Source organism: Alicyclobacillus sendaiensis NBRC 100866 (assembly GCF_001552675.1).
GTDB lineage: Bacteria > Bacillota > Bacilli > Alicyclobacillales > Alicyclobacillaceae > Alicyclobacillus > Alicyclobacillus sendaiensis.
In genome coordinates, this window is record NZ_BCRQ01000038.1 from 1 (window position 1) to 17,591 (window position 17,591).

Sequence of the window (17,591 nt, forward strand, 5' to 3'; positions counted from 1 at the left end):
CCACGGCTGCGGAGCAACCGCCCCGCCGGCATCCGCCTCTTTACAACATCGTATCGTATCTGTACTTCTTCGCATTGCTGCCCGCGCGCAGAAGCCTGTATGTTCAAGGTGCGCGCGAGGATCCAAGAGCTCTTGGATAAGCAACAGGATGGAAACCCGAAGCATGAACAAAGCAACGAAGCAGAGAGGATGACCCTTCGTGAACACGTCTCGATGGATGGCCCGCGTCCTAGCTCTTTCCGCCGCAGCCGTGAGCACCGGAAGCCTGGTGTGGGCGAGCACCGCGTTCGCCGACACGGTTCCGCATTCGCACGGCACCTCTGCACAGGCTGCGGCGTCCGCACAGCCGACGCCCAACCAGCCGAATTTTATCTTCCTGCCCCCGTGGCCGGACGACGACGAATGAGCCCCACGAGCGGCGAGGCGGCGCCCAACGGACTGGCAAAGCCGAGGTGGCGCCCGCCGCGGAGTTTTGCACTCCGATGCCCCAACCCCTCCACCCAAGGGTCGGAGGGGGTTTCATTTGCGCTCAGGTTTCGCTCGTGACGGGCTGCGCGGCGGGTTTCTCCGCGCTTGCAACCGGCTTCCGCTCGACGCGGTTGAGGCTCAGGCTGTCGAGGAACTCCCGGTTCGTCTTGTAATGGCGGAACTTGCGCAGGAACATTTCGGTGAAGTCCTGGTTGTCGCCCATGGACTTGCGAATCGCCCACACCTTTTCGAGCTCCTCCTTGGGCATGAGCGCCTCTTCTCGGCGCGTACCCGAACGGCGGATGTCAATGGAGGGGAATACGCGCTTCTCCGCGAGCTTGCGGTCGAGATGCAGCTCCATGTTGCCGGTGCCCTTGAACTCTTCGTAGATGACGTCGTCCATGCGCGAACCCGTGTCGATGAGCGCCGTCGCCAGGATGGTCAGGCTGCCACCCTCCTCGACGTTGCGCGCCGCTCCGAAGAACCGCTTTGGGCGGTGAAAGGCTGCCGGATCGATCCCGCCAGAAAGCGTTCGGCCCGACGGGGGAACGACGAGGTTGTATGCGCGCGTCAGCCGCGTCAGGCTGTCCAGCAGGATGACCACGTCCTGCTTGTGCTCCACAAGCCGCAGCGCCCGCTCCAAGACCAGTTCCGAGACCTTGATGTGGTTTTCAGGAACCTCGTCGAACGTCGACGCAATCACCTCGCCCTTGACCGAGCGCTGCATGTCAGTCACCTCTTCCGGCCGCTCGTCGATGAGCAGCACAAACAGGTGAACGTCGGGATAATTCGTGGCAATGCTGTGCGCAATCTCCTTCAAGAGCACCGTCTTGCCTGCCTTCGGAGGCGCCACAATCATGCCGCGCTGGCCGAAGCCGATGGGCGCAAACAGATCGATGAGGCGCGTGGCCAAATTCTCCGGTGTGGTCTCGAGCACGATGCGTTTAGAAGGGAAGAGCGGAGTGAGCGCCGCGAAATGAAGCCGTTCGGCAGCGACCTCGGGACTGTAGCCGTTGACGGCCTCCACGTGCAGAAGGCCGAAGTACCGTTCGTTCTCTTTCGGGGGTCTGACTTTTCCGCTGACGAGATCGCCCGTACGGAGATCAAAGCGCCGAATTTGGGAGGCCGCGACATAGATGTCCTCCTGACTCGGCAGGTACCCCACGGGCCGGAGAAATCCGTAGCCCTCCGGCATGATCTCCAGCACGCCTTCGGCGAACATCAGGCCATCCCGCTCGGCCTGCGCTTTGAGAATGGCAAAAATCAGCTCTTTCTTTTTCATCGATCCGTAGTGCGGGATCTGAAATTCTCTAGCATATTTGTATAGCTCTGTTAATTTCTTTTCTTCCAGTTCTCGAATGTCCAAGCATCGTCCCTCACATTCGTGTCCCGGCGGCACACGCCGCGCCCGGGTAAATTCAGACGGCCTGAGGCGGGCTGTGTCATTCTATGCGCCTTGCTTCGTCGCGGCTTGTTCTCACACCACTCGGGGACCCAGATCACAGCTTAGAAAGAGGTAAGCACGGTACGTGCCATCCAGGTGAAGCCCATTGGAGTCTTCAATGCGAGGAGAAGCTGCGCGCGAGGAGCGCGGAGAAGCGAATCCAACGGCTCAACCGGACGTTGTTGCGGCTATTCGTAGTATAAACACGCCCTTGCGATTCCACAAGGGCGAGTGTTGTCGAATGAGCGCCGGATCGGGAAGGAAACGGGCCAGGGCCGGCTGTCCAGCCCTGGCCTGTGTTCACTTCTGGTTCATCTTATTCCAATCGGCCAAGAAACGCTCAATCCCGCGATCCGTCAAGGGATGCTTGATCATCTGATCCAACACGCTGAACGGACACGTCGCGATGTGAGCGCCCGCCTTGGCGGCGGCGGTCACGTGCATCGGATGGCGAATGCTGGCCGCGATGATCTCGGTTTCGATGCCATGGATGTCAAAGATCTGCGCGATATCCGCAATGAGTTCGACGCCATCCATGCTGATATCGTCCAACCGACCGATGAAGGGGCTGACGAACGACGCACCGGCGCGCGCCGCGAGCAGCGCCTGATTCGCGCTGAAAATCAGCGTCACATTCGTCCGAATCCCGCGCTTTGCGAGCTGATGCACCGCCTTGAGGCCCTCGGCGGTCATCGGGATCTTGATCACGATGTTGGGGTGAATCTCGGCGAGAGGCAGCGCCTCCTTCACCATGCCCTCGGCATCCAGGCTCACCACCTCGGCGCTGATGGGCCCATCGACGATCTCGACAATCTCCTTCAGCACCTGAACGAAGTCGCGGCCCTCCTTGGCCACGAGGCTCGGGTTGGTCGTGACGCCGCTCAGAATCCCCATGTCCGCCGCGCGGCGGATTTCGTCGACATTCGCCGTGTCGATGAACAGCTTCATGTTCCTCATCCTCTCCTGTCCCCAAAAGATCTCCGGTCCTCCGGTCGCCACTCGTTCTCTCTGCTCGGCTCACCTGAGGGCTCGCGCGGGCGACCCGCGTATCACCTCTATGATACCATGCTTTCGTCCTGCAAACTCGTGGATCGGTCCAGCCGGCACACCCTCAGTCGCCCTTGGGGCGCGCCTCGAGGTGTTCCCGCACAGCTCGTCGCAGCTCGTCGATGTCAAACGGCTTCGTGAAATGGGCCACGGCGCCCATCTCCAGGGCCTCGTGGATCAGATCCAGTTCGCCGTAGGCGGTCATCATGATGACCTTCGCATCGACGCCCAGTTTGCGAAGATTGCGCAAGATTTCCAATCCATCCATTCCCGGTATCTTCATGTCCAACAGGACGAGATCGGGCTGCTCACGTTCGACGATGCTGAGGGCGCTCGGCCCGTTCGAAGCCTGAAACACCTCATAACCTTCCCGCTGCAGGACTTCGTGCAGCAACACGCGGATCCCAAATTGATCGTCGACCACGAGCACCTTATACGCCATGCCCCCACCTCTTCGCTAGCTCAACTCGTCGCGAAGATCTTCGCCGGACAGGATCGAAATTCCTGTCTTTACCCAAACAAGAGGTCAGGATTGGGCGCGATGGCGTCGGTACGCAAGGCTCGCCGCCACAAAGTCGCGGAACAGCGCGTGCGCGCGGTTGGGCCTCGACTTAAACTCCGGGTGAAATTGGACGCCGACAAACCAGCGGTGCTCTGGAAGCTCCACAATCTCGACGAGACGCCCGTCGGGTGACGTCCCCGTGATGGTCAGACCGTGAGATTCCAGTTGTTCCCGGAAGTCGTTGTTGAACTCGTAGCGATGGCGGTGACGCTCGGAGATGAGATCCGAACCGTACGCCTGGTGCGCGCGAGATCCCGGCTTCAACCGGCAGGGATACGCGCCGAGGCGCATCGTGCCGCCTTTGTCCTCGATTTCTTTCTGCTCGGGGAGCAGATCGATGACCGGGTAGGGCGTGCGCGGATCGATCTCGCTCGTGTGCGCCCCGGTGAGCCCGGCGACGTGTCGCGCGTACTCAATGACCGCAATTTGCATGCCGAGGCAGATGCCGAAGTACGGGATGTTTCGTTCGCGCGCATGGCGGCACGCGACAATCTTGCCGTCGATGCCGCGATCGCCGAACCCCCCGGGGACCAGGATGCCATCGACACCTTCAAGCAGCTTGTCCACGTTTTCGTCGGTGACGTCCTCCGAATTCACCCAGCGGATGTGTACGTGGGCGTCGTTCTCGAAGCCGCCATGCTGGAGCGCCGCCACGACGCTCGCGTACGCGTCCGGCAGAGCCACGTACTTCCCAACCACCGCGATCTCGACGTCTCGGTGCAGCCGCTTGATCCGCTCCACCATCGCCTCCCACTCCCGCATGTCCGCGGGCGGGGCGGAGATGCCGAAATGCCGGAGCACGATCTCGTCCAGCCCCTCGTCCCGCAGCCGAAGCGGCACCTCGTACAGCACCTCGGCATCGCTCGCCTCAATGACGCTGTCCTCGTCCGTGTCGCAGAAGAGCGCGATCTTCCGCTTGACCTCCGGGGAAAGCGGGACCTCGGTGCGGCAGACGATGATGTTCGGGCTGATGCCGATACTGCGCAGCGTCGCCACGCTGTGCTGCGTCGGCTTCGTCTTCACCTCGCTCGTCATCCGCAGGTACGGGATGAGCGTGACGTGGATGTACAGCACGTTGTTGCGCCCGACCTCGTTTTTCATCTCGCGGATGGCCTCGAGGAACGGCTGGCTCTCGATATCGCCGACCGTGCCGCCGATCTCCGTGATGACGATGTCCGTGTCCGGCTTGGCGGCCTGCATCACCCGTTCCTTGATCTCGTTCGTCACGTGCGGGATGACCTGAACCGTCGCGCCGAGGTAGTCCCCGCGCCGCTCCTTCTGAATGACCGACCAATAAATCCGCCCGCTCGTGACGTTGTTGTCCTGGCTGAGGTCGTTATCGATGAAGCGCTCGTAGTGGCCGAGATCGAGGTCCGTCTCCGCGCCGTCTTCGGTGACGAACACTTCCCCATGCTGATAGGGACTCATCGTCCCCGGATCGACGTTGATGTAGGGATCAAACTTCTGGATGGTGACGTTGAGCCCTCGGTTCTTCAAGAGGCGGCCCAAACTCGCAGCGGTGATGCCCTTGCCAAGCCCGGACACCACGCCGCCCGTCACGAAGATGTACTTCGCCGTCATGACTCTGTCCTCCCTGCCAAACACGCGACCTAAGCACACAAAAACCGCGTTCCGGAAGGCCCAGAACGCGTCCGAAAGGCGCGGAAGACTTTAGTCCTCCTCGTCTTCCTCGACTTCCTCGTCTTCGTCAAACAGCGGCGAATCGTCGTATTCGTCTTCTGGCAGGATCTCGTCCTCGTCCTCCACGACTTCGACGTCGTCGAATTCGGGCTCCTCGTCGACCGCCTCGACCTCGTCGTAGTCGAGCTCGTCGTCCTCGAGGACGTCCTCCTCCTCGTACTCCTCTTCGTCGTCCTCCTCATCGCCAAACGCGTCGCCCGTCTTGCGGATGAACTTCTTGCCGCCCGACAGGCGCTCGGCGTTGCGATCCGTCGGATACCAACGATTCAACCCCCACACGTTGTGACCAATACAGACGAACCGGCCATCGACGTTGATCTCTGTGAACACCCGCGCAATGACCTCCGCCACCTGCTCGTCGGTCATGTGGCGGAGCTCCTGGATTTCCTTCATGATGTCGCGGAAGTACATGGGCTCTTTCCGGGCTTTTAAGATCTCGTACACGAGCTCCACGAGAGGCATTTCCTGTATCTCGTGTTCCGTTCGTGCCAATGAGATGGCCATCTTGGAATCTTCCCTTCCAGCTCGGGATAGGCCGGTGGCCAACTTCGACCCATGAACACAGCTCGAATGACCGGCTTACATGTTATCTAAGTTTAGCACATGACGCAAAGACTCCAAACCGACTTTTTTGCGTCAGCGAGGCAGCAAAAAGCGAAGCGGCGCCAGCCGCGCGTGCGCGCGACCAGCGCCGAACGACGCCTTGGTGCGAACTCTGCTCGTCCCTTCGCCAGGCCCTCCGGCGCAGGTGGATCAGTCCTCGTGGAACCTCGCCTGGCGCTTCTCCTTGAACGCCGTCATGCCTTCGCGCGCGTCGCCGGACGCAAAACATAGGCCGAATTGCGCAGCCTCGTACGCCTGGGCGCGAGCCGGATCCTGCCCATACCCGTGGTGAGCCGACCGCTTGATGGCCGCCATCGCGGCGCTCGACTGCTTCGCAAGTTGTCGAGCCAGCTCCATGCCCCTCGCCTCGAGCTCGTCAGGCGCCACCACCTCGTTCACGAGCCCGTATTCGAGGGCCTTCTCGACGGGGATCCGCTCTCCCAAAAGCATCATCGACAGCGCGCGCGCAAACCCGATGGCGCGCGGCAACCGATAGGTCCCGCCAAAACTCGGATTGACCCCCAGCGTCACCTCGGGCAGCCCGACGACGGCGCCCGCAGCCGCAATCCGAAAGTCGCACGCGAGCGCGAGCTCCAGTCCTCCGCCAAACGCGCCGCCGTGAATCAGCGCAATGACCGGGATGGGCAGCTGTTCGAGAGCTTGAAACACCCGCTGGCCCAGCCGCGCCATACTCTCCGCCTCCACGGCTGTCATGTGCTGCATCTGGCCGATGTCCGCTCCCGCACAGAACACCCGCCCCTCGCCGCGGATGACAAGCGCGCGGACATCCCTGAGATCCAGCATCGCGAGATGTGCACCGATTTCCGACAACACCTCTCGCGAAAGCGCGTTCAACGCCTGCGGACGATTGAGCGTCAAGACCGCCACATGATCCTCCACGCGGCAGGTGGTATACGTCTCTGTCAACATGCCTCACTCCATTCGTCTGAGCTGCGACGAGCCCTTTCAGGCTGGACGGATGTGGATGCCCGCCTCGGTCAATCGCTTGTGGAGGGCCTTGGCGAGCTCCACGGCGTGCGGGCCATCGCCGTGCAGGCAGACGGTGTCCACCGCCACTTCGACCCACTCGCCGGTCCGTGCGCGAACCCGCCCTTCGCGCACCATGGTCAGCACTTGCTCGCAGGCCTCGTCGAGATCGCGGATGACGGCGTCCGCGTGGCGCCTCGGCGTGAGCCGGCCGTCGGCCTCGTACCGCCTGTCCGCGAACCCTTCGCAACAGACGCAGAGCCCCATGGCCTCCGCCTGTGCCACGAGCTCGCTCCCGTAGGGAGCGTACACCTTGAGCGACGGATCGAATTCGGCGATGGCCCGGCAGATGGCGCGCGCGGCAGCGCGATCGACCGCGGCGCGGTTGTAGAGGGCGCCGTGGGGCTTCACGTGGTGAAGGCGCACGCCCTGCGACCGAGCGAACGCCGCAAGCGCGCCCAGCTGATACAACACGAACGCGTGAATCTCGTCCTCGTCAAGCGCCATGTCCCGCCGGCCGAACCCCTGAAGATCCGGGTAGCCGGGGTGCGCGCCAATGGCCACGCCCCGCGCTTTGGCCAGGGCGACCGATCGCGCCATGACGACGGGATCGCCCGCATGCATGCCGCACGCGAGATTCGCGGAGGTCACATAAGCCAGGATGTCGCCGTCATTCGCCAGGCGGTAAGCGCCGAAGTCCTCGCCGAGATCCGCGTTGAGGTCCACTCCAGCCACGCTCAATCCCCTCCTTCGCTGCCCCATGCCTGCCTCGCGCGCTCCGCGACCCACCGAAGCCACACGCGCGCCAGTCGATGATGCACGCCCCGAAGCCTGAAGGCTTCCTCCACACTCACTTCCACAAAGCGCACGAAACTTCCTGGTCGGAGATGGGCCAATTTGTCGAGATCGGCTGAGATGACCGTCGCGAGCTTCGGATAGCCCCCCGTGGTCTGGCACTCACGCATGAGCACAATGGGCAGGCCGTCCTGCGGCACCTGAACGCTGCCCGGCACCACCGGTTCACTCGCGAGCTGCCTCGCGGGCGCGGCAAGCGGCTCGCCCCGAAGCCTCACGCCCATGCGATCCGACTGCGGCGCCACCTGCCACGTGCGCTCGAAGAAGGCCTGCCGCGCGCCCTCGCCGAACCAATCCGCCTGCTCGCCCCGCACCACCCGCAGGACGACGATCTCGTCCTCAATCTGATCCAGCCACCCGCCGATCTGAAACGGCGCCACAGCCGCGCGAGCGGAGATGGGGCGGAACCCCGCGGGCGGCGCGGTGGGGCCCGGCAGATAGGCGATCTCGTCCTCGGCCGCGAGGCGCTTGCCGATGCCGTAGCGCGGCAGCGCGCTCCGGCTGTCCAGCACGGGCTCCGCGCGGAACCCGCCGCGGATGGCCAGATAGCCGCGAAACCCGCGCTTGACCTTTTGCAGCTCAAGCACCGCCCCGCCGCCGAGCCAGATGGGGCGCCCGATGGGCAGCGGCTCGCCGTCCACGTACGCCGCGAAGTCCGCGCCGCAGATCGCCACGGCGGCAGGGGCCTCAAACCAAAGCTTCGGGCCCACCCCCGTCACCTCGAGCACCGCGGAATCCTCCGGATTGCCCACCAGCCGATTAGCGGCGCAAAGCGCCAACGCGTCGAGCGCGCCCCCGAGCGGCACGCCCAGGAGGCGGTGATGCGGGCGCCCCGCATCCTGCAGGGTGGTGAAAAGCCCTGGAGCCAACACGCGCACGCGCGCCATGCCTGGCTCATGTGTACGCGCCAAAGCGGGCATGGTATTCCTCCTCCGTCACCGCTTCAAACCGCACCACGTCCCCCGGCGAAAGGAGGCTCGGTGAAGCGCGGTTCGCGTCAAACAGCGCCACCGGCGTGCGGCCGATGATCTGCCACCCCCCTGGGGTCGCGAACGAATACACCCCGGTCTGGAAGCCTGCAATCCCGACCGAGCCCCGTTCGACCCGGCTTCGCGGGGTGGCGCGGCGCGGCACGCGCAGCGCTTCCGGCAGGCCGATGAGATAAGCGAACCCCGGCGAAAATCCGATCATCGCGACGCGGTACACGCCCTCCTGATGGAGGCGCACCACGTCCTGCGGCGAAAGTCCCGCGCGCTCCGCCACCTCGTCCAGGTCCGGGCCGAAGTCACCGCCGTAGACCACCGGCAGGTGGACGCGAGCCCCCGCGCTCGTGCGAGGCGCCGCCAGGCTTCGCAAGCTCCGGACCGCGCGGCGGGCGCGCGCGAGCAGGTCTTCCGGCGCCACATCCTCGAAGCGCGCGTAGACCGCGACGGATCGGTAGCCCATGGTCACATCTTCAATGCCATCCACGCCCTCCAGCTCGCGCAAGAGCGCCGCCCGCAACGAAAGCAACCGGTCGAGCGCCTCGCCCGTCTCGATGGGGACATTCTCCGGGAGGCGCAAGAGAAGCGCCTGATCGCCCATGAACTCCAGTCGCACCTTGTCCTCGATCACGGCCGATTCCCACGCCTTCCGCGATGATTTACACTCATTGTATCGAATTTTCGCGCCTTGGTCCGCGCAAAGGAGGCTTGGCCGTGTGCCCCCAAGGAGATCCGCGCGTGACGGTGGTGCTCGCTGTCTACAATCGGGCCCGGGAACTGCCGCTCGCCATCGCGAGCGTGTTCGCGCAGACGACGACCAGCTGGGAACTGCTCGTGGTGGACGACGGGTCCACAGACGGCTCGCGCGCCGTCGCAGAGCGCTACCTGTGGCACCCTCGCGTGCGCGTCTTGGCGCTCGAGACGAACATGGGGCTTGGCAACGCGCTGCAGGCCGCGCTGCCACACGTGCGAACGCCGTACTTCGTCACCCTGGACAGCGACGACTGGTTCGCGCCAACCGCGCTCGCGGAATTGACCGCCGCGATGGACGCAGGACCCTCGGATGCGGTGGTGGTGTCGGCCAACGCGCGGCACTGGCGGGACGTGAACGGCCGCCTGGTGCGCCATCACGTCCTTCGCGGGCGACCGTTTTCGGACAAGTTCGACTTCATGCGCTACGGGCCCTACCTCGTGCCGCGCTTTTACCGCACCGAGGCCGTCCGGCGAGTGGGAGGATTCGAGCGGGATCCGCATGGCCAGGGCCGTTATTACGAAGACAAGCTCATCCTCCTCAAGCTCGCCGACGTCGGCCGCTTCCTGCACGTGGATCGCGTCCTGTACCACGTGCGGCTGCACTCGGCCAACCTCACGCGGCCCGAGGAGCGAGCGCGTCTCAACGCCATTAAGAAGGCGATGTACGAGCGGATGATGCGCGAGTTGGGAGATCCCTACGAGCTGGTGTGGAAGTTGCATCCGGAGGGGTGGCTGGATGTGGCCGATCTCGTCCCGCGCCCATCCGGAGCGCGTCAGGATGGGCGGACCCACTGAAAGACGAGATCGACCGACTGCAAAACGCCGTCCGCATACGCTAGGTCAAACAGCACGCGCGAGCGCCCGCCCGACTCGCCGACGGACACCTCGACGGACTTCGTCTCCGCGCGGACCGGCAGTTCCCGCCCGTAGGCGCGAAGGACGAGATCCTGCGATTTCCCGGCGGCGAAGACCTGCGTGAGCGACACCGCGCCGCGGCGCACCATCAGGACGCGATCCCGCTCCAGGCGCACCGCGTACGAGCCCTCCGCATCGCGATACGAGAGCAGATGCCCGCCTTTGACGTGAAGCCAGCGGGCTTCCTTCGCCTCGCCGCGCGTCGTCTCGTACCGCACGCGCTCGCCTTCGCACACACGCGCGCGCCGGCGCCAGGTGACATGACATGTCCACGACGCGCCTTCTTGGGGCTCCAACCAGGCGCCCACGGCGCTCACCGCACAAAGGCGAGCAGGGCCTCGCGGACAATTTTGGCCGCGAGGATTTGCGTCTGCTCCGTCGGGTCGATTTGCGGCGCCACCTCGACGAGATCAAAGCCGACCACGTGCAGGGCCTTCATATGGGTGATGGCGCGAAACGCCTCCGGTGCGAAGATGCCGCCGTGTTCCGCCGTCCCCGTGCCCGGGGCCGTGGCCGGATCGAACACGTCGATATCCCAGGTGATGTACACCGGCTTCCCGTGCAGCTCGGGCAGGACCGCGAGCAGCGGCTCCTCCAACTCAAATGGCGCAAAGTGCGTGTGCTCGCGCGCGAAGCGGAACTCCTCGCGCGTGCCGCTGCGAATGCCGAACTGGTAGACGCGATCCGGCCCGATGAGATCGCACACCTTCTTGATGATGGTCGCGTGCGAGAGCGGCTCACCCTCGTAGTGATCGCGCAAATCGGTGTGCGCGTCGATGTGGATGACGCGCAGGTCCGGGTAGCGCTCGGCCGCGGCGCGGATGCACCCCCACGAGACGAGGTGCTCGCCGCCAAGTCCTATCGGGAGCTTGTCCGCGGCGTAGAGCGCCGACACATACCGATAGATGCGCTCGAGGCTCTCCTCCGGGTTGCCGAACGGCAACGGAATGTCTCCCGCATCAAAATAGGCGATCTCGCTGAGGTCGCGATCGAGATACGGGCTGTACTCCTCGAGCCCGAGGCTCACCTCGCGGATGCGCGCGGGCCCCAGGCGAGCGCCCGCCCGGAACGACACCGTCCAGTCCATGGGCATGCCGTAGATGACGGCCTTCGCGGCGGCGAAGTCGTCCGTCGCGCCGATGAACACGTTGCCGCTGTAGGCGAGCGGAAAGGGCTTTTCGACATCGAACGTGAACGTCATTCGCCGACGAGCTCCTTCACAAAATTCGGCAGAACGAGCGAGGCGTGGTGAATCTCCAGGTTGTAATACTTCGTGTCGTGCACCCGGACCTCGCGGACGTCCTGCGGGCGGTACGTCTTGCTGCCGAGTGTGAAGCTCCACATGCCCGTCGGATACGTGGGCACGTACGCGAGGTACAACTTCGTGATGGGGAACGTGGCGCGCACGTCGCCGTACACCTGGCGAATGAGATCCTGGTTGATGAACGGCGACTCCGTCTGGGCGGCCATCAAGCCGTCTTCCTTCAGCGCGCGAAACACGGACTCGTAAAACGGCCGCTGGAACAGCCCGACCGCCGGCCCCACCGGATCCGTCGAGTCGATGAGGATGACATCGAACTCGTTCGGGTGCTCCTCGACGTAGCGGATGCCGTCCACAATCTGCACGTCCACGCGCGGATCGGAGAGGCCCGAGGCAATGTGTGGGAAGTACTTTTTGGACGCCTCGACCACGCGCCCGTCGATCTCGGCGAGCACCGCCCGCTCCACCGACGGGTGTTTGACGACCTCGCGGATGATGCCGCCGTCGCCGCCGCCGACCACGAGCACGCTCTTCGGATTCGGGTGCGTGTGCAGCGGTACGTGCGCCAGCATCTCGTGATACACAAACTCGTCCTCGTCCGTGGTCATGATGCAGCCGTCGAGCACGAGCAGGTTGCCGTACTGAACCGTCTTGTACACGTCGAGCTGCTGATACTCGGTCTTCTCGCTGTGGATGGTCTTCTCTATCCGCAAACCAATGGTCAGATTGTCGTTCTGAAGCTCTGTGAACCACAGATTCGTCTGCGCCACGCTCATCCATCCTTTCTCGGGCGGTATTATATCAAACTCGCCAAAATGGCCCGAGGACAAGCGTACAAAATTCGATGGAGAGGATCCAGTTGAAACGAGGGTCGTGAACGCAAACGAAGCAGCCCCGCCCCAGGGCTGCCTCCTTCGCGCGTAAGTGCCTATGTCGATTCGCTGGACCCGTTCAATCGATGGGATACCCCCCCTGCTCCACCACCGCGCGCGCCAATGTGCGCCGTTTGGCGATCCCGTCCGGATGGCGCAGGCCCGCGAGATGGCGAATGGCGTCGAGCGCCCGCTCCCGCACCCCGGCGTGATCGCCAATGGCCGCAAAAAGCGCGACCGCGGCCTGCACCGCTGCCTGGATCTCGTCGTCCACGGCGACGCTCGCGAGCGCGGCGTGCACCTCGGCCTGCGCCCCGGACGCCGCCTTTTCCGCGCGGACGAGCGCGCTTTCTGTGGCGTAGAGCGAAATGGCGAGATCGGCCAAATGCATGGCCACCTCCTGCTCCGCATCGAGCCTGCCAGCGAACCGGTCCGCCACGAGCGCCGATCCGGCCAGGAAGAGCGCGCGCATCTCGGCAACCGCCGCGCGCTCGCGGGCCATCGAACTGCCGCTCACCTCCGCCCGCTTGCCGAGCGCGTCGACCACCGCGGACAGGCGGGAGATGAGCTCCGGTTGACGGCTCGCGCGGCGCAAAAAGTGGGTCGGGATGAGCAGGCGGTTGATTTCGTTCGTCCCCTCGAAGATGCGCTGAATCCGCGCGTCGCGGAGCATCCGTTCGACGTGGTATTCGCGGATATAGCCGTACCCGCCGTGGATCTGAACTGCCTCGTCCGCGGCCTTCCACAACGTCTCGGAGCCATACACCTTGCACACCGCGCACTCGATGGCGTGCTCGCGCAGCCGGGCTTCCTTCTCGCGCGTGGGCACATCCCCGTAGAGCGGCGCCAGCGCGTCCTCGAGCATCGCCGCCGTGCGATATACGAGCGACTCCGCCGCGTAGATCCGCGCCGCCACGGACGCGAGCTTCGCCTGTGTGGCGGGAAATTCCGCAATGGCGCGGCCAAATTGGCGCCGCTCCGCCGCGTAGCGAGCCGCCACCGCGAGCGCCCGCTTCGCCCCGCCGACGTTGCCCGCGCCCAGGTTGAACCGGCCCAGATTCAGCACCCCAAGCGCCACCGCGTGCCCCCGGCCGATCTCGCCAATCACGTTCTCGACCGGCACCGGGCACTCGTCGAAGATCACCTGGCGCGTGGACGATCCATGGATGCCCATCTTCTGCTCCTCGGGCCCGAGCGAAATGCCCGGGAAGGACCGCTCCACCAAAAACGCGGTGAAGTGCTCGCCATCGATTTTCGCGTACACCACGAACGTGTCCGCAAACCCCGCGTTTGTGATGAACTGCTTCGTCCCCGAGATGAGGTAGTGCTTGCCGTCCTCACTGAGCCGCGCCACCGTTTTCGCCGCGAGCGCGTCCGATCCGGCCGTGGGCTCGGTCAGGCAGTAAGCGCCGAGATACTCCCCGCTCGCCATCTTCGGCAAGACCCGGCGCTTGACCGATTCGCTCGCGAAGTACGTGATGGGCAGCGTCGCGATGCAGGTGTGATTGGAATGGGCCACGCCATACGCGCCCGTCATACCGACCATCTCGCCTACGATGCCCTTGGAAATCTTGTCGAGCCCAAGGCCCCCGTACGCCTCCGGCACGCTGTGCGCGAGCAGGCCCAGATTGCCCGCCCGCTTCAAGAGCTGGACGACGCGGTCGAAGTCCTCGGCCTCAATCGCATCCTGCGCGGGCCAGACCTCGCGCTCCACAAAGTCGCGCGCGGTCTTTCGAATCATGCGGTGTTCCTCGGTGAACGCCTCCGGCGTGTAGACGTCCGCCGGATCGGCCGACCGCAGCAAAAATTCGCCACCTGGGATCTGAACCTGCTGCATGCTCCCAACTCCCCTCTCGACCGGACACGCGTGCGCAACCGGTCACGACACGGACACGATAACTTTCCCGACCGTCTGCCTCCCGCCGAGCGCATCCATGGCGGCAACCACGTCTTCGAACGGATACACGTGCCGCACCAGCGGGCGGATGCGGCCCGCCTCGTACCATTGGATGAGCTCCTCGTGCATCTCGCGCACGGCGTCGGGGTACAACCGGTGGAAGAGTCCCCAATGCACGCCCACGAGGCTGTAGTTCTTGACGAGGGCGTGGTTCATCGGCGCCTGCGGGATCCGCCCGCTCGCAAACCCGATGACGAGCAGTCGCCCTTCGAACGCGATGGCCCGGCGCGACTGGTCGAACACGTCCCCGCCCACCGGATCGAAGATGACGTCCGCGCCGCGGCCTGATGTGAACGCTTTCACCACCTCCACAAAATCCTCGCTGCGGTAGTCGATGGCCTCGTCCGCGCCGAGCTGGCGGCACGTCTCCACCTTTTCCGGCCCGCCCGCCGTCGCGATGACGCGCGCGCCCGCCGCTTTGCCGAGCTGAATCGCCGCCGATCCGACCCCGCCCGCGCCCGCGTGCACCAGCAACACCTCGCCGGGCTTGAGGTGTGCCAGCCGATGGAGCGCGTAATACGCAGTATGGTAGGTGATGAAGATGGCCGCGGCCTCCGCCGGCGACGCACCCTCAGGCGCGCGGTGCACCTGCGCGAGCGGCACCACCACCTGCTCCGCCAGGCCGCCGTGCGGCAGCTGTGGCAGCGCAATGACGCGCTGGCCCGCCTGAAACCCCGCCCCAGGCGCAACCTCCTCGATAACCCCGCACACCTCGACGCCGGGCGTGAAGGGAAGGGGCGGCCTCTCCTGATACTGCCCCTGGCACACGAGGAGATCCAGAAAGTTCAGCGCCGCCGCTTCCACGCGAATGCGCGCGCTCCCTGGCTGCAGGGCGGGAGCGGGGATGTCTTCGAGGTGCAGGACATCCCGATGATGCCCCAGTTCTCGCACGACCCAGGCCTTCATACGCGCCTTCCTTTCGAATAAGAAACAAAGATTCAAAAGTGAAACGAACGAAAGGCTCCTACTCGACTTCAGTGTACGTGAGCGCCCGGCGCGTGGCAAGAACGAGTTCGCGATCGGCGGCGCTGTTTGGCATATTTTGCTTCGTGATGCACACACTACCCTGTGTCCATCCTCTTATCGGAGGTCTCCTCTATGGCCAAAGCTTTGCTCTCCGACGCCGATCCTTGCCTAAAGCAGCGCAAGCGGCGATCATTTGTCAAAATCGCCGCCGTGGCCTTTGGCGCGGCGTTCGGCGCCGGGTTCGTCGGGACCTCGCTCGTGCTCGTGGGGCTCAAGCTCCTCCCCCTCCCGTCCACCGCTCAGGCCGCGCCGACCGAGCTGACCAGCGCGGACGGCCGCCCCATCGCCCTGTGGTCGCCCGCCGGACAGGTGCGCTCCAGCCTGCCGCTCAACGCCTTCCCGCACTGGCTCGTCGAGGCCACGCTCGCCACCGAAGACGCGAACTTCTACCGCGATCACGCCATCAGCGTCCGCTCGACCCTGCGCGCCGTCGCGGTCAACCTGCGCCACGGCCAGATTGTCCAAGGCGGCTCCACCATCACGCAGCAGCTTGCGAAGAACCTGTACCTCACGCAGGATCGCACGTTCGGCCGCAAACTCCGCGAGGCGCTGCTCGCCATGCAGCTCGAGTTGCACGAGCCGAAGGACTGGATTCTGGACCGGTATCTGAACGTCGTCTACTACGGGCACGGCGCGTACGGCGCCCCTGCGGCAAGCCTGCTCTACTTCGGCAAGCCGGTGCGGTCGCTCGATCTCGCCGAAAGCGCCCTGCTCGCCGGCTTGCCCAAGGGCCCGTCGCTCTACTCGCCGCTCGATCACCCGGAGCGCGCCAAGGCCCGCCAGAGAGTGGTGCTGGAGCGGATGGTGCAGACAGGCTACATCACCCAGGCCCAGGCCGACGCCGCATACGCCGAGCCTTTGCACATCGCTCGCCACCAACCGCCGACGCTCAACGCGCCGTACTTCAGCGACCTGGCCTTTCGCGAAGCCAAGCGCATGGCTCGGCTTACGGACGGCGATCTCGACGCGGGCTACGTCCGCATTCACACGACGCTCGATCCGCTTCTGCAAAGGGCCGCCGAGCGCGCCATTCAGACGACGTTGCCGAAGGGAAGCCAGCTCCAAGCCGCGCTCGTGGCCCTGGATCCACAAACGGGCGCCATCCGCGCGCTCGTCGGCGGCCGAGACTACCGCGAGAGCCCCTTCAACCGGGCGCTTAGCAAGCGGCAGCCGGGATCGACGTTCAAAGCGTTCGTCTACGGCGCGGCGCTCTCCCGCGGTTGGACGCCCGCGCGCGAGGTGGATTCGAAGCTGACCACCTTCCTCTACGGCCCATCGCCCAAGGACGAGTACACCGTGCACGACTACGGCGACATCTACGCCGGCCGGCCGCTCACGCTGCGCGAAGCCATCGCCCGCTCGGACAACGTGTACGCCGTGCAGACCGAGCTCGCCATCGGCGCCCAACACGTCGTGGACTTCGCCAAAAAGCTCGGCATACAGGAAGAGATGAAGCCCTATCCCTCCCTCGCCCTCGGCGTGTTTCCCGTCACGCCGGTGGAACTGGCGGCAGCCTACGCGGCTTTCGCCAACGGCGGTTACAGGATTGCGCCGCACGCGGTCGAGTCCGTCGACACGCCGTACGGCCGGACGGTCCATCCGCTCGAGAAGACGCGCGTCATCTCCGCCGAGCTCGCGTTTCAGATGACGGATCTCATGCAGAGCGTGCTCGCTCCCGGCGGGACGGGGTATGGTGCGCGGCCCTACCTGCACGCGCCAGCCGCGGCGAAGACCGGCACCACAGATACCGACGCCTGGATGGTGGGCTACACGCCCCGGCTCGTGGTGGCGGTTTGGGTCGGGTACGACTCCGGCCGGCCGCTCACGGTGCAGGAGTCTCACCTCGCCGCCCCCATCTGGGGCAAGTTCATGGGGACGGCACAGGCGCATCTGCCCGGACCGTGGTACACGCCGCCCTCCGATCTCGAGGCCGTCCGCATCGACCCACTGTCGGGTGCGCTCGCCACGCCCCAGTGCGGCGCCGTGGAGACGGACTACTTCCTGCCCGGCACCGCGCCCACGGCGACCTGCCCTCTGCACCGGCCTTCCGTCGTTCCCGAGCCCGCGCCAAGCCGATGGTGGAACTGGCTGCGCCGGCTTTTCTAAGCTCGGGGTGCGGACGTTTCTCCGCGATCTCGCCCGGACAAGTCGTGCTCC

At 64.9% G+C, this 17,591-nt stretch carries 17 protein-coding genes; 3 read left to right on the plus strand and 14 right to left on the minus strand.

Annotation, left to right across the window (positions count from 1 at the left end; translation table 11 throughout):
• Positions 1 to 199 precede the first annotated feature (199 nt).
• A complete protein-coding gene (locus AS26_RS08705; protein WP_062308538.1) occupies positions 200 to 406 on the plus strand; it encodes a hypothetical protein in 207 nt (68 codons plus the stop codon).
• Between the two features lie 123 nt (positions 407 to 529).
• Here AS26_RS08705 and rho read toward each other — a convergent pair whose 3' ends face one another.
• The 9 genes from rho to pxpB form a co-directional block, all read right to left on the minus strand.
• The gene (rho, locus tag AS26_RS08710; RefSeq protein WP_062308541.1) at positions 530 to 1,834 is read right to left on the minus strand and encodes a transcription termination factor Rho; all 1,305 of its coding nucleotides are present in this window, start codon (positions 1,832 to 1,834) and stop codon (positions 530 to 532) included.
• A gap of 378 nt (positions 1,835 to 2,212) precedes the next feature.
• Positions 2,213 to 2,860 carry a fructose-6-phosphate aldolase gene (gene fsa / locus AS26_RS08715; RefSeq protein WP_062308543.1) on the minus strand — a complete coding sequence of 216 codons (648 nt, stop codon included), beginning with the start codon at positions 2,858 to 2,860 and terminating at the stop codon, positions 2,213 to 2,215.
• Positions 2,861 to 3,023: 163 nt separating this feature from the next.
• Positions 3,024 to 3,401, minus strand: coding sequence for a response regulator (locus AS26_RS08720; protein WP_062308546.1), 378 nt, complete (start codon positions 3,399 to 3,401; stop codon positions 3,024 to 3,026).
• A gap of 84 nt (positions 3,402 to 3,485) precedes the next feature.
• Complete coding sequence (gene pyrG / locus AS26_RS08725) at positions 3,486 to 5,102, minus strand: CTP synthase (protein WP_062308548.1); 1,617 nt, start codon at positions 5,100 to 5,102, stop codon at positions 3,486 to 3,488.
• A 90-nt stretch (positions 5,103 to 5,192) separates the two neighbouring features.
• Positions 5,193 to 5,684, minus strand: coding sequence for a DNA-directed RNA polymerase subunit delta (gene rpoE, locus AS26_RS08730; RefSeq protein WP_245629689.1), 492 nt, complete (start codon positions 5,682 to 5,684; stop codon positions 5,193 to 5,195).
• 291 nt (positions 5,685 to 5,975) lie between these two features.
• On the minus strand, positions 5,976 to 6,752 hold the full coding sequence (locus AS26_RS08735; protein ID WP_062308601.1) for an enoyl-CoA hydratase/isomerase family protein: 777 nt from the start codon (positions 6,750 to 6,752) through the stop codon (positions 5,976 to 5,978).
• A 39-nt stretch (positions 6,753 to 6,791) separates the two neighbouring features.
• The gene (locus AS26_RS08740) at positions 6,792 to 7,547 is read right to left on the minus strand and encodes a LamB/YcsF family protein (protein ID WP_157068469.1); all 756 of its coding nucleotides are present in this window, start codon (positions 7,545 to 7,547) and stop codon (positions 6,792 to 6,794) included.
• Between the two features lie 2 nt (positions 7,548 to 7,549).
• Complete coding sequence (locus AS26_RS08745) at positions 7,550 to 8,587, minus strand: 5-oxoprolinase subunit C family protein (protein ID WP_062308557.1); 1,038 nt, start codon at positions 8,585 to 8,587, stop codon at positions 7,550 to 7,552.
• Positions 8,562 to 9,281 (minus strand): 5-oxoprolinase subunit PxpB, encoded by a 720-nt coding sequence (gene pxpB / locus AS26_RS08750; RefSeq protein ID WP_062308560.1) that lies wholly within the window; start codon positions 9,279 to 9,281, stop codon positions 8,562 to 8,564. The genes AS26_RS08745 and pxpB overlap by 26 nt, the downstream gene beginning before the upstream one ends.
• 107 nt (positions 9,282 to 9,388) lie before the next feature.
• On the opposite strand from pxpB, the gene AS26_RS08755 reads away from it, so the two are divergent.
• The gene (locus tag AS26_RS08755) at positions 9,389 to 10,198 is read left to right on the plus strand and encodes a glycosyltransferase family 2 protein (RefSeq protein ID WP_245629690.1); all 810 of its coding nucleotides are present in this window, start codon (positions 9,389 to 9,391) and stop codon (positions 10,196 to 10,198) included.
• Here AS26_RS08755 and AS26_RS08760 read toward each other — a convergent pair.
• From AS26_RS08760 to AS26_RS08780, 5 genes are all read right to left on the minus strand, one after another.
• The gene (locus AS26_RS08760; protein ID WP_245629691.1) at positions 10,177 to 10,536 is read right to left on the minus strand and encodes a DUF1934 family protein; all 360 of its coding nucleotides are present in this window, start codon (positions 10,534 to 10,536) and stop codon (positions 10,177 to 10,179) included. The genes AS26_RS08755 and AS26_RS08760 overlap by 22 nt on opposite strands.
• 95 nt (positions 10,537 to 10,631) lie before the next feature.
• Positions 10,632 to 11,519: an agmatinase gene (speB, locus tag AS26_RS08765; protein WP_062308566.1), complete on the minus strand. Its 888-nt coding sequence runs from the start codon at positions 11,517 to 11,519 to the stop codon at positions 10,632 to 10,634.
• Entirely contained in the window at positions 11,516 to 12,355 is an 840-nt protein-coding gene (gene speE / locus AS26_RS08770; RefSeq protein ID WP_062308568.1) for a polyamine aminopropyltransferase, read from the minus strand. Before speE ends, speB begins: the two co-directional genes overlap by 4 nt.
• A gap of 175 nt (positions 12,356 to 12,530) precedes the next feature.
• Entirely contained in the window at positions 12,531 to 14,288 is a 1,758-nt protein-coding gene (locus AS26_RS08775; protein WP_062308570.1) for an acyl-CoA dehydrogenase FadE, read from the minus strand.
• 42 nt (positions 14,289 to 14,330) lie between these two features.
• Positions 14,331 to 15,314 (minus strand): NADPH:quinone oxidoreductase family protein, encoded by a 984-nt coding sequence (locus AS26_RS08780; protein ID WP_062308572.1) that lies wholly within the window; start codon positions 15,312 to 15,314, stop codon positions 14,331 to 14,333.
• Between the two features lie 192 nt (positions 15,315 to 15,506).
• On the opposite strand from AS26_RS08780, the gene AS26_RS08785 reads away from it, so the two are divergent.
• Complete coding sequence (locus AS26_RS08785; RefSeq protein WP_062308573.1) at positions 15,507 to 17,540, plus strand: transglycosylase domain-containing protein; 2,034 nt, start codon at positions 15,507 to 15,509, stop codon at positions 17,538 to 17,540.
• The last annotated feature ends 51 nt before the right edge of the window (positions 17,541 to 17,591 follow it).

What these genes read in the sequence shown, in the direction of transcription:
- AS26_RS08785 (WP_062308573.1), top strand. Translation starts at nt 15,507, where the DNA reads ATGGCCAAAGCTTTGCTCTCCGACGCCGATCCTTGCCTAAAGCAGCGC.
- AS26_RS08775 (WP_062308570.1), bottom strand. Translation starts at nt 14,288, where the DNA reads ATGCAGCAGGTTCAGATCCCAGGTGGCGAATTTTTGCTGCGGTCGGCC.
- rpoE (WP_245629689.1), bottom strand. Translation starts at nt 5,684, where the DNA reads ATGCCTCTCGTGGAGCTCGTGTACGAGATCTTAAAAGCCCGGAAAGAG.
- speB (WP_062308566.1), bottom strand. Translation starts at nt 11,519, where the DNA reads ATGACGTTCACGTTCGATGTCGAAAAGCCCTTTCCGCTCGCCTACAGC.
- speE (WP_062308568.1), bottom strand. Translation starts at nt 12,355, where the DNA reads ATGAGCGTGGCGCAGACGAATCTGTGGTTCACAGAGCTTCAGAACGAC.
- pyrG (WP_062308548.1), bottom strand. Translation starts at nt 5,102, where the DNA reads ATGACGGCGAAGTACATCTTCGTGACGGGCGGCGTGGTGTCCGGGCTT.
- AS26_RS08780 (WP_062308572.1), bottom strand. Translation starts at nt 15,314, where the DNA reads ATGAAGGCCTGGGTCGTGCGAGAACTGGGGCATCATCGGGATGTCCTG.
- AS26_RS08745 (WP_062308557.1), bottom strand. Translation starts at nt 8,587, where the DNA reads ATGCCCGCTTTGGCGCGTACACATGAGCCAGGCATGGCGCGCGTGCGC.
- fsa (WP_062308543.1), bottom strand. Translation starts at nt 2,860, where the DNA reads ATGAAGCTGTTCATCGACACGGCGAATGTCGACGAAATCCGCCGCGCG.
- AS26_RS08720 (WP_062308546.1), bottom strand. Translation starts at nt 3,401, where the DNA reads ATGGCGTATAAGGTGCTCGTGGTCGACGATCAATTTGGGATCCGCGTG.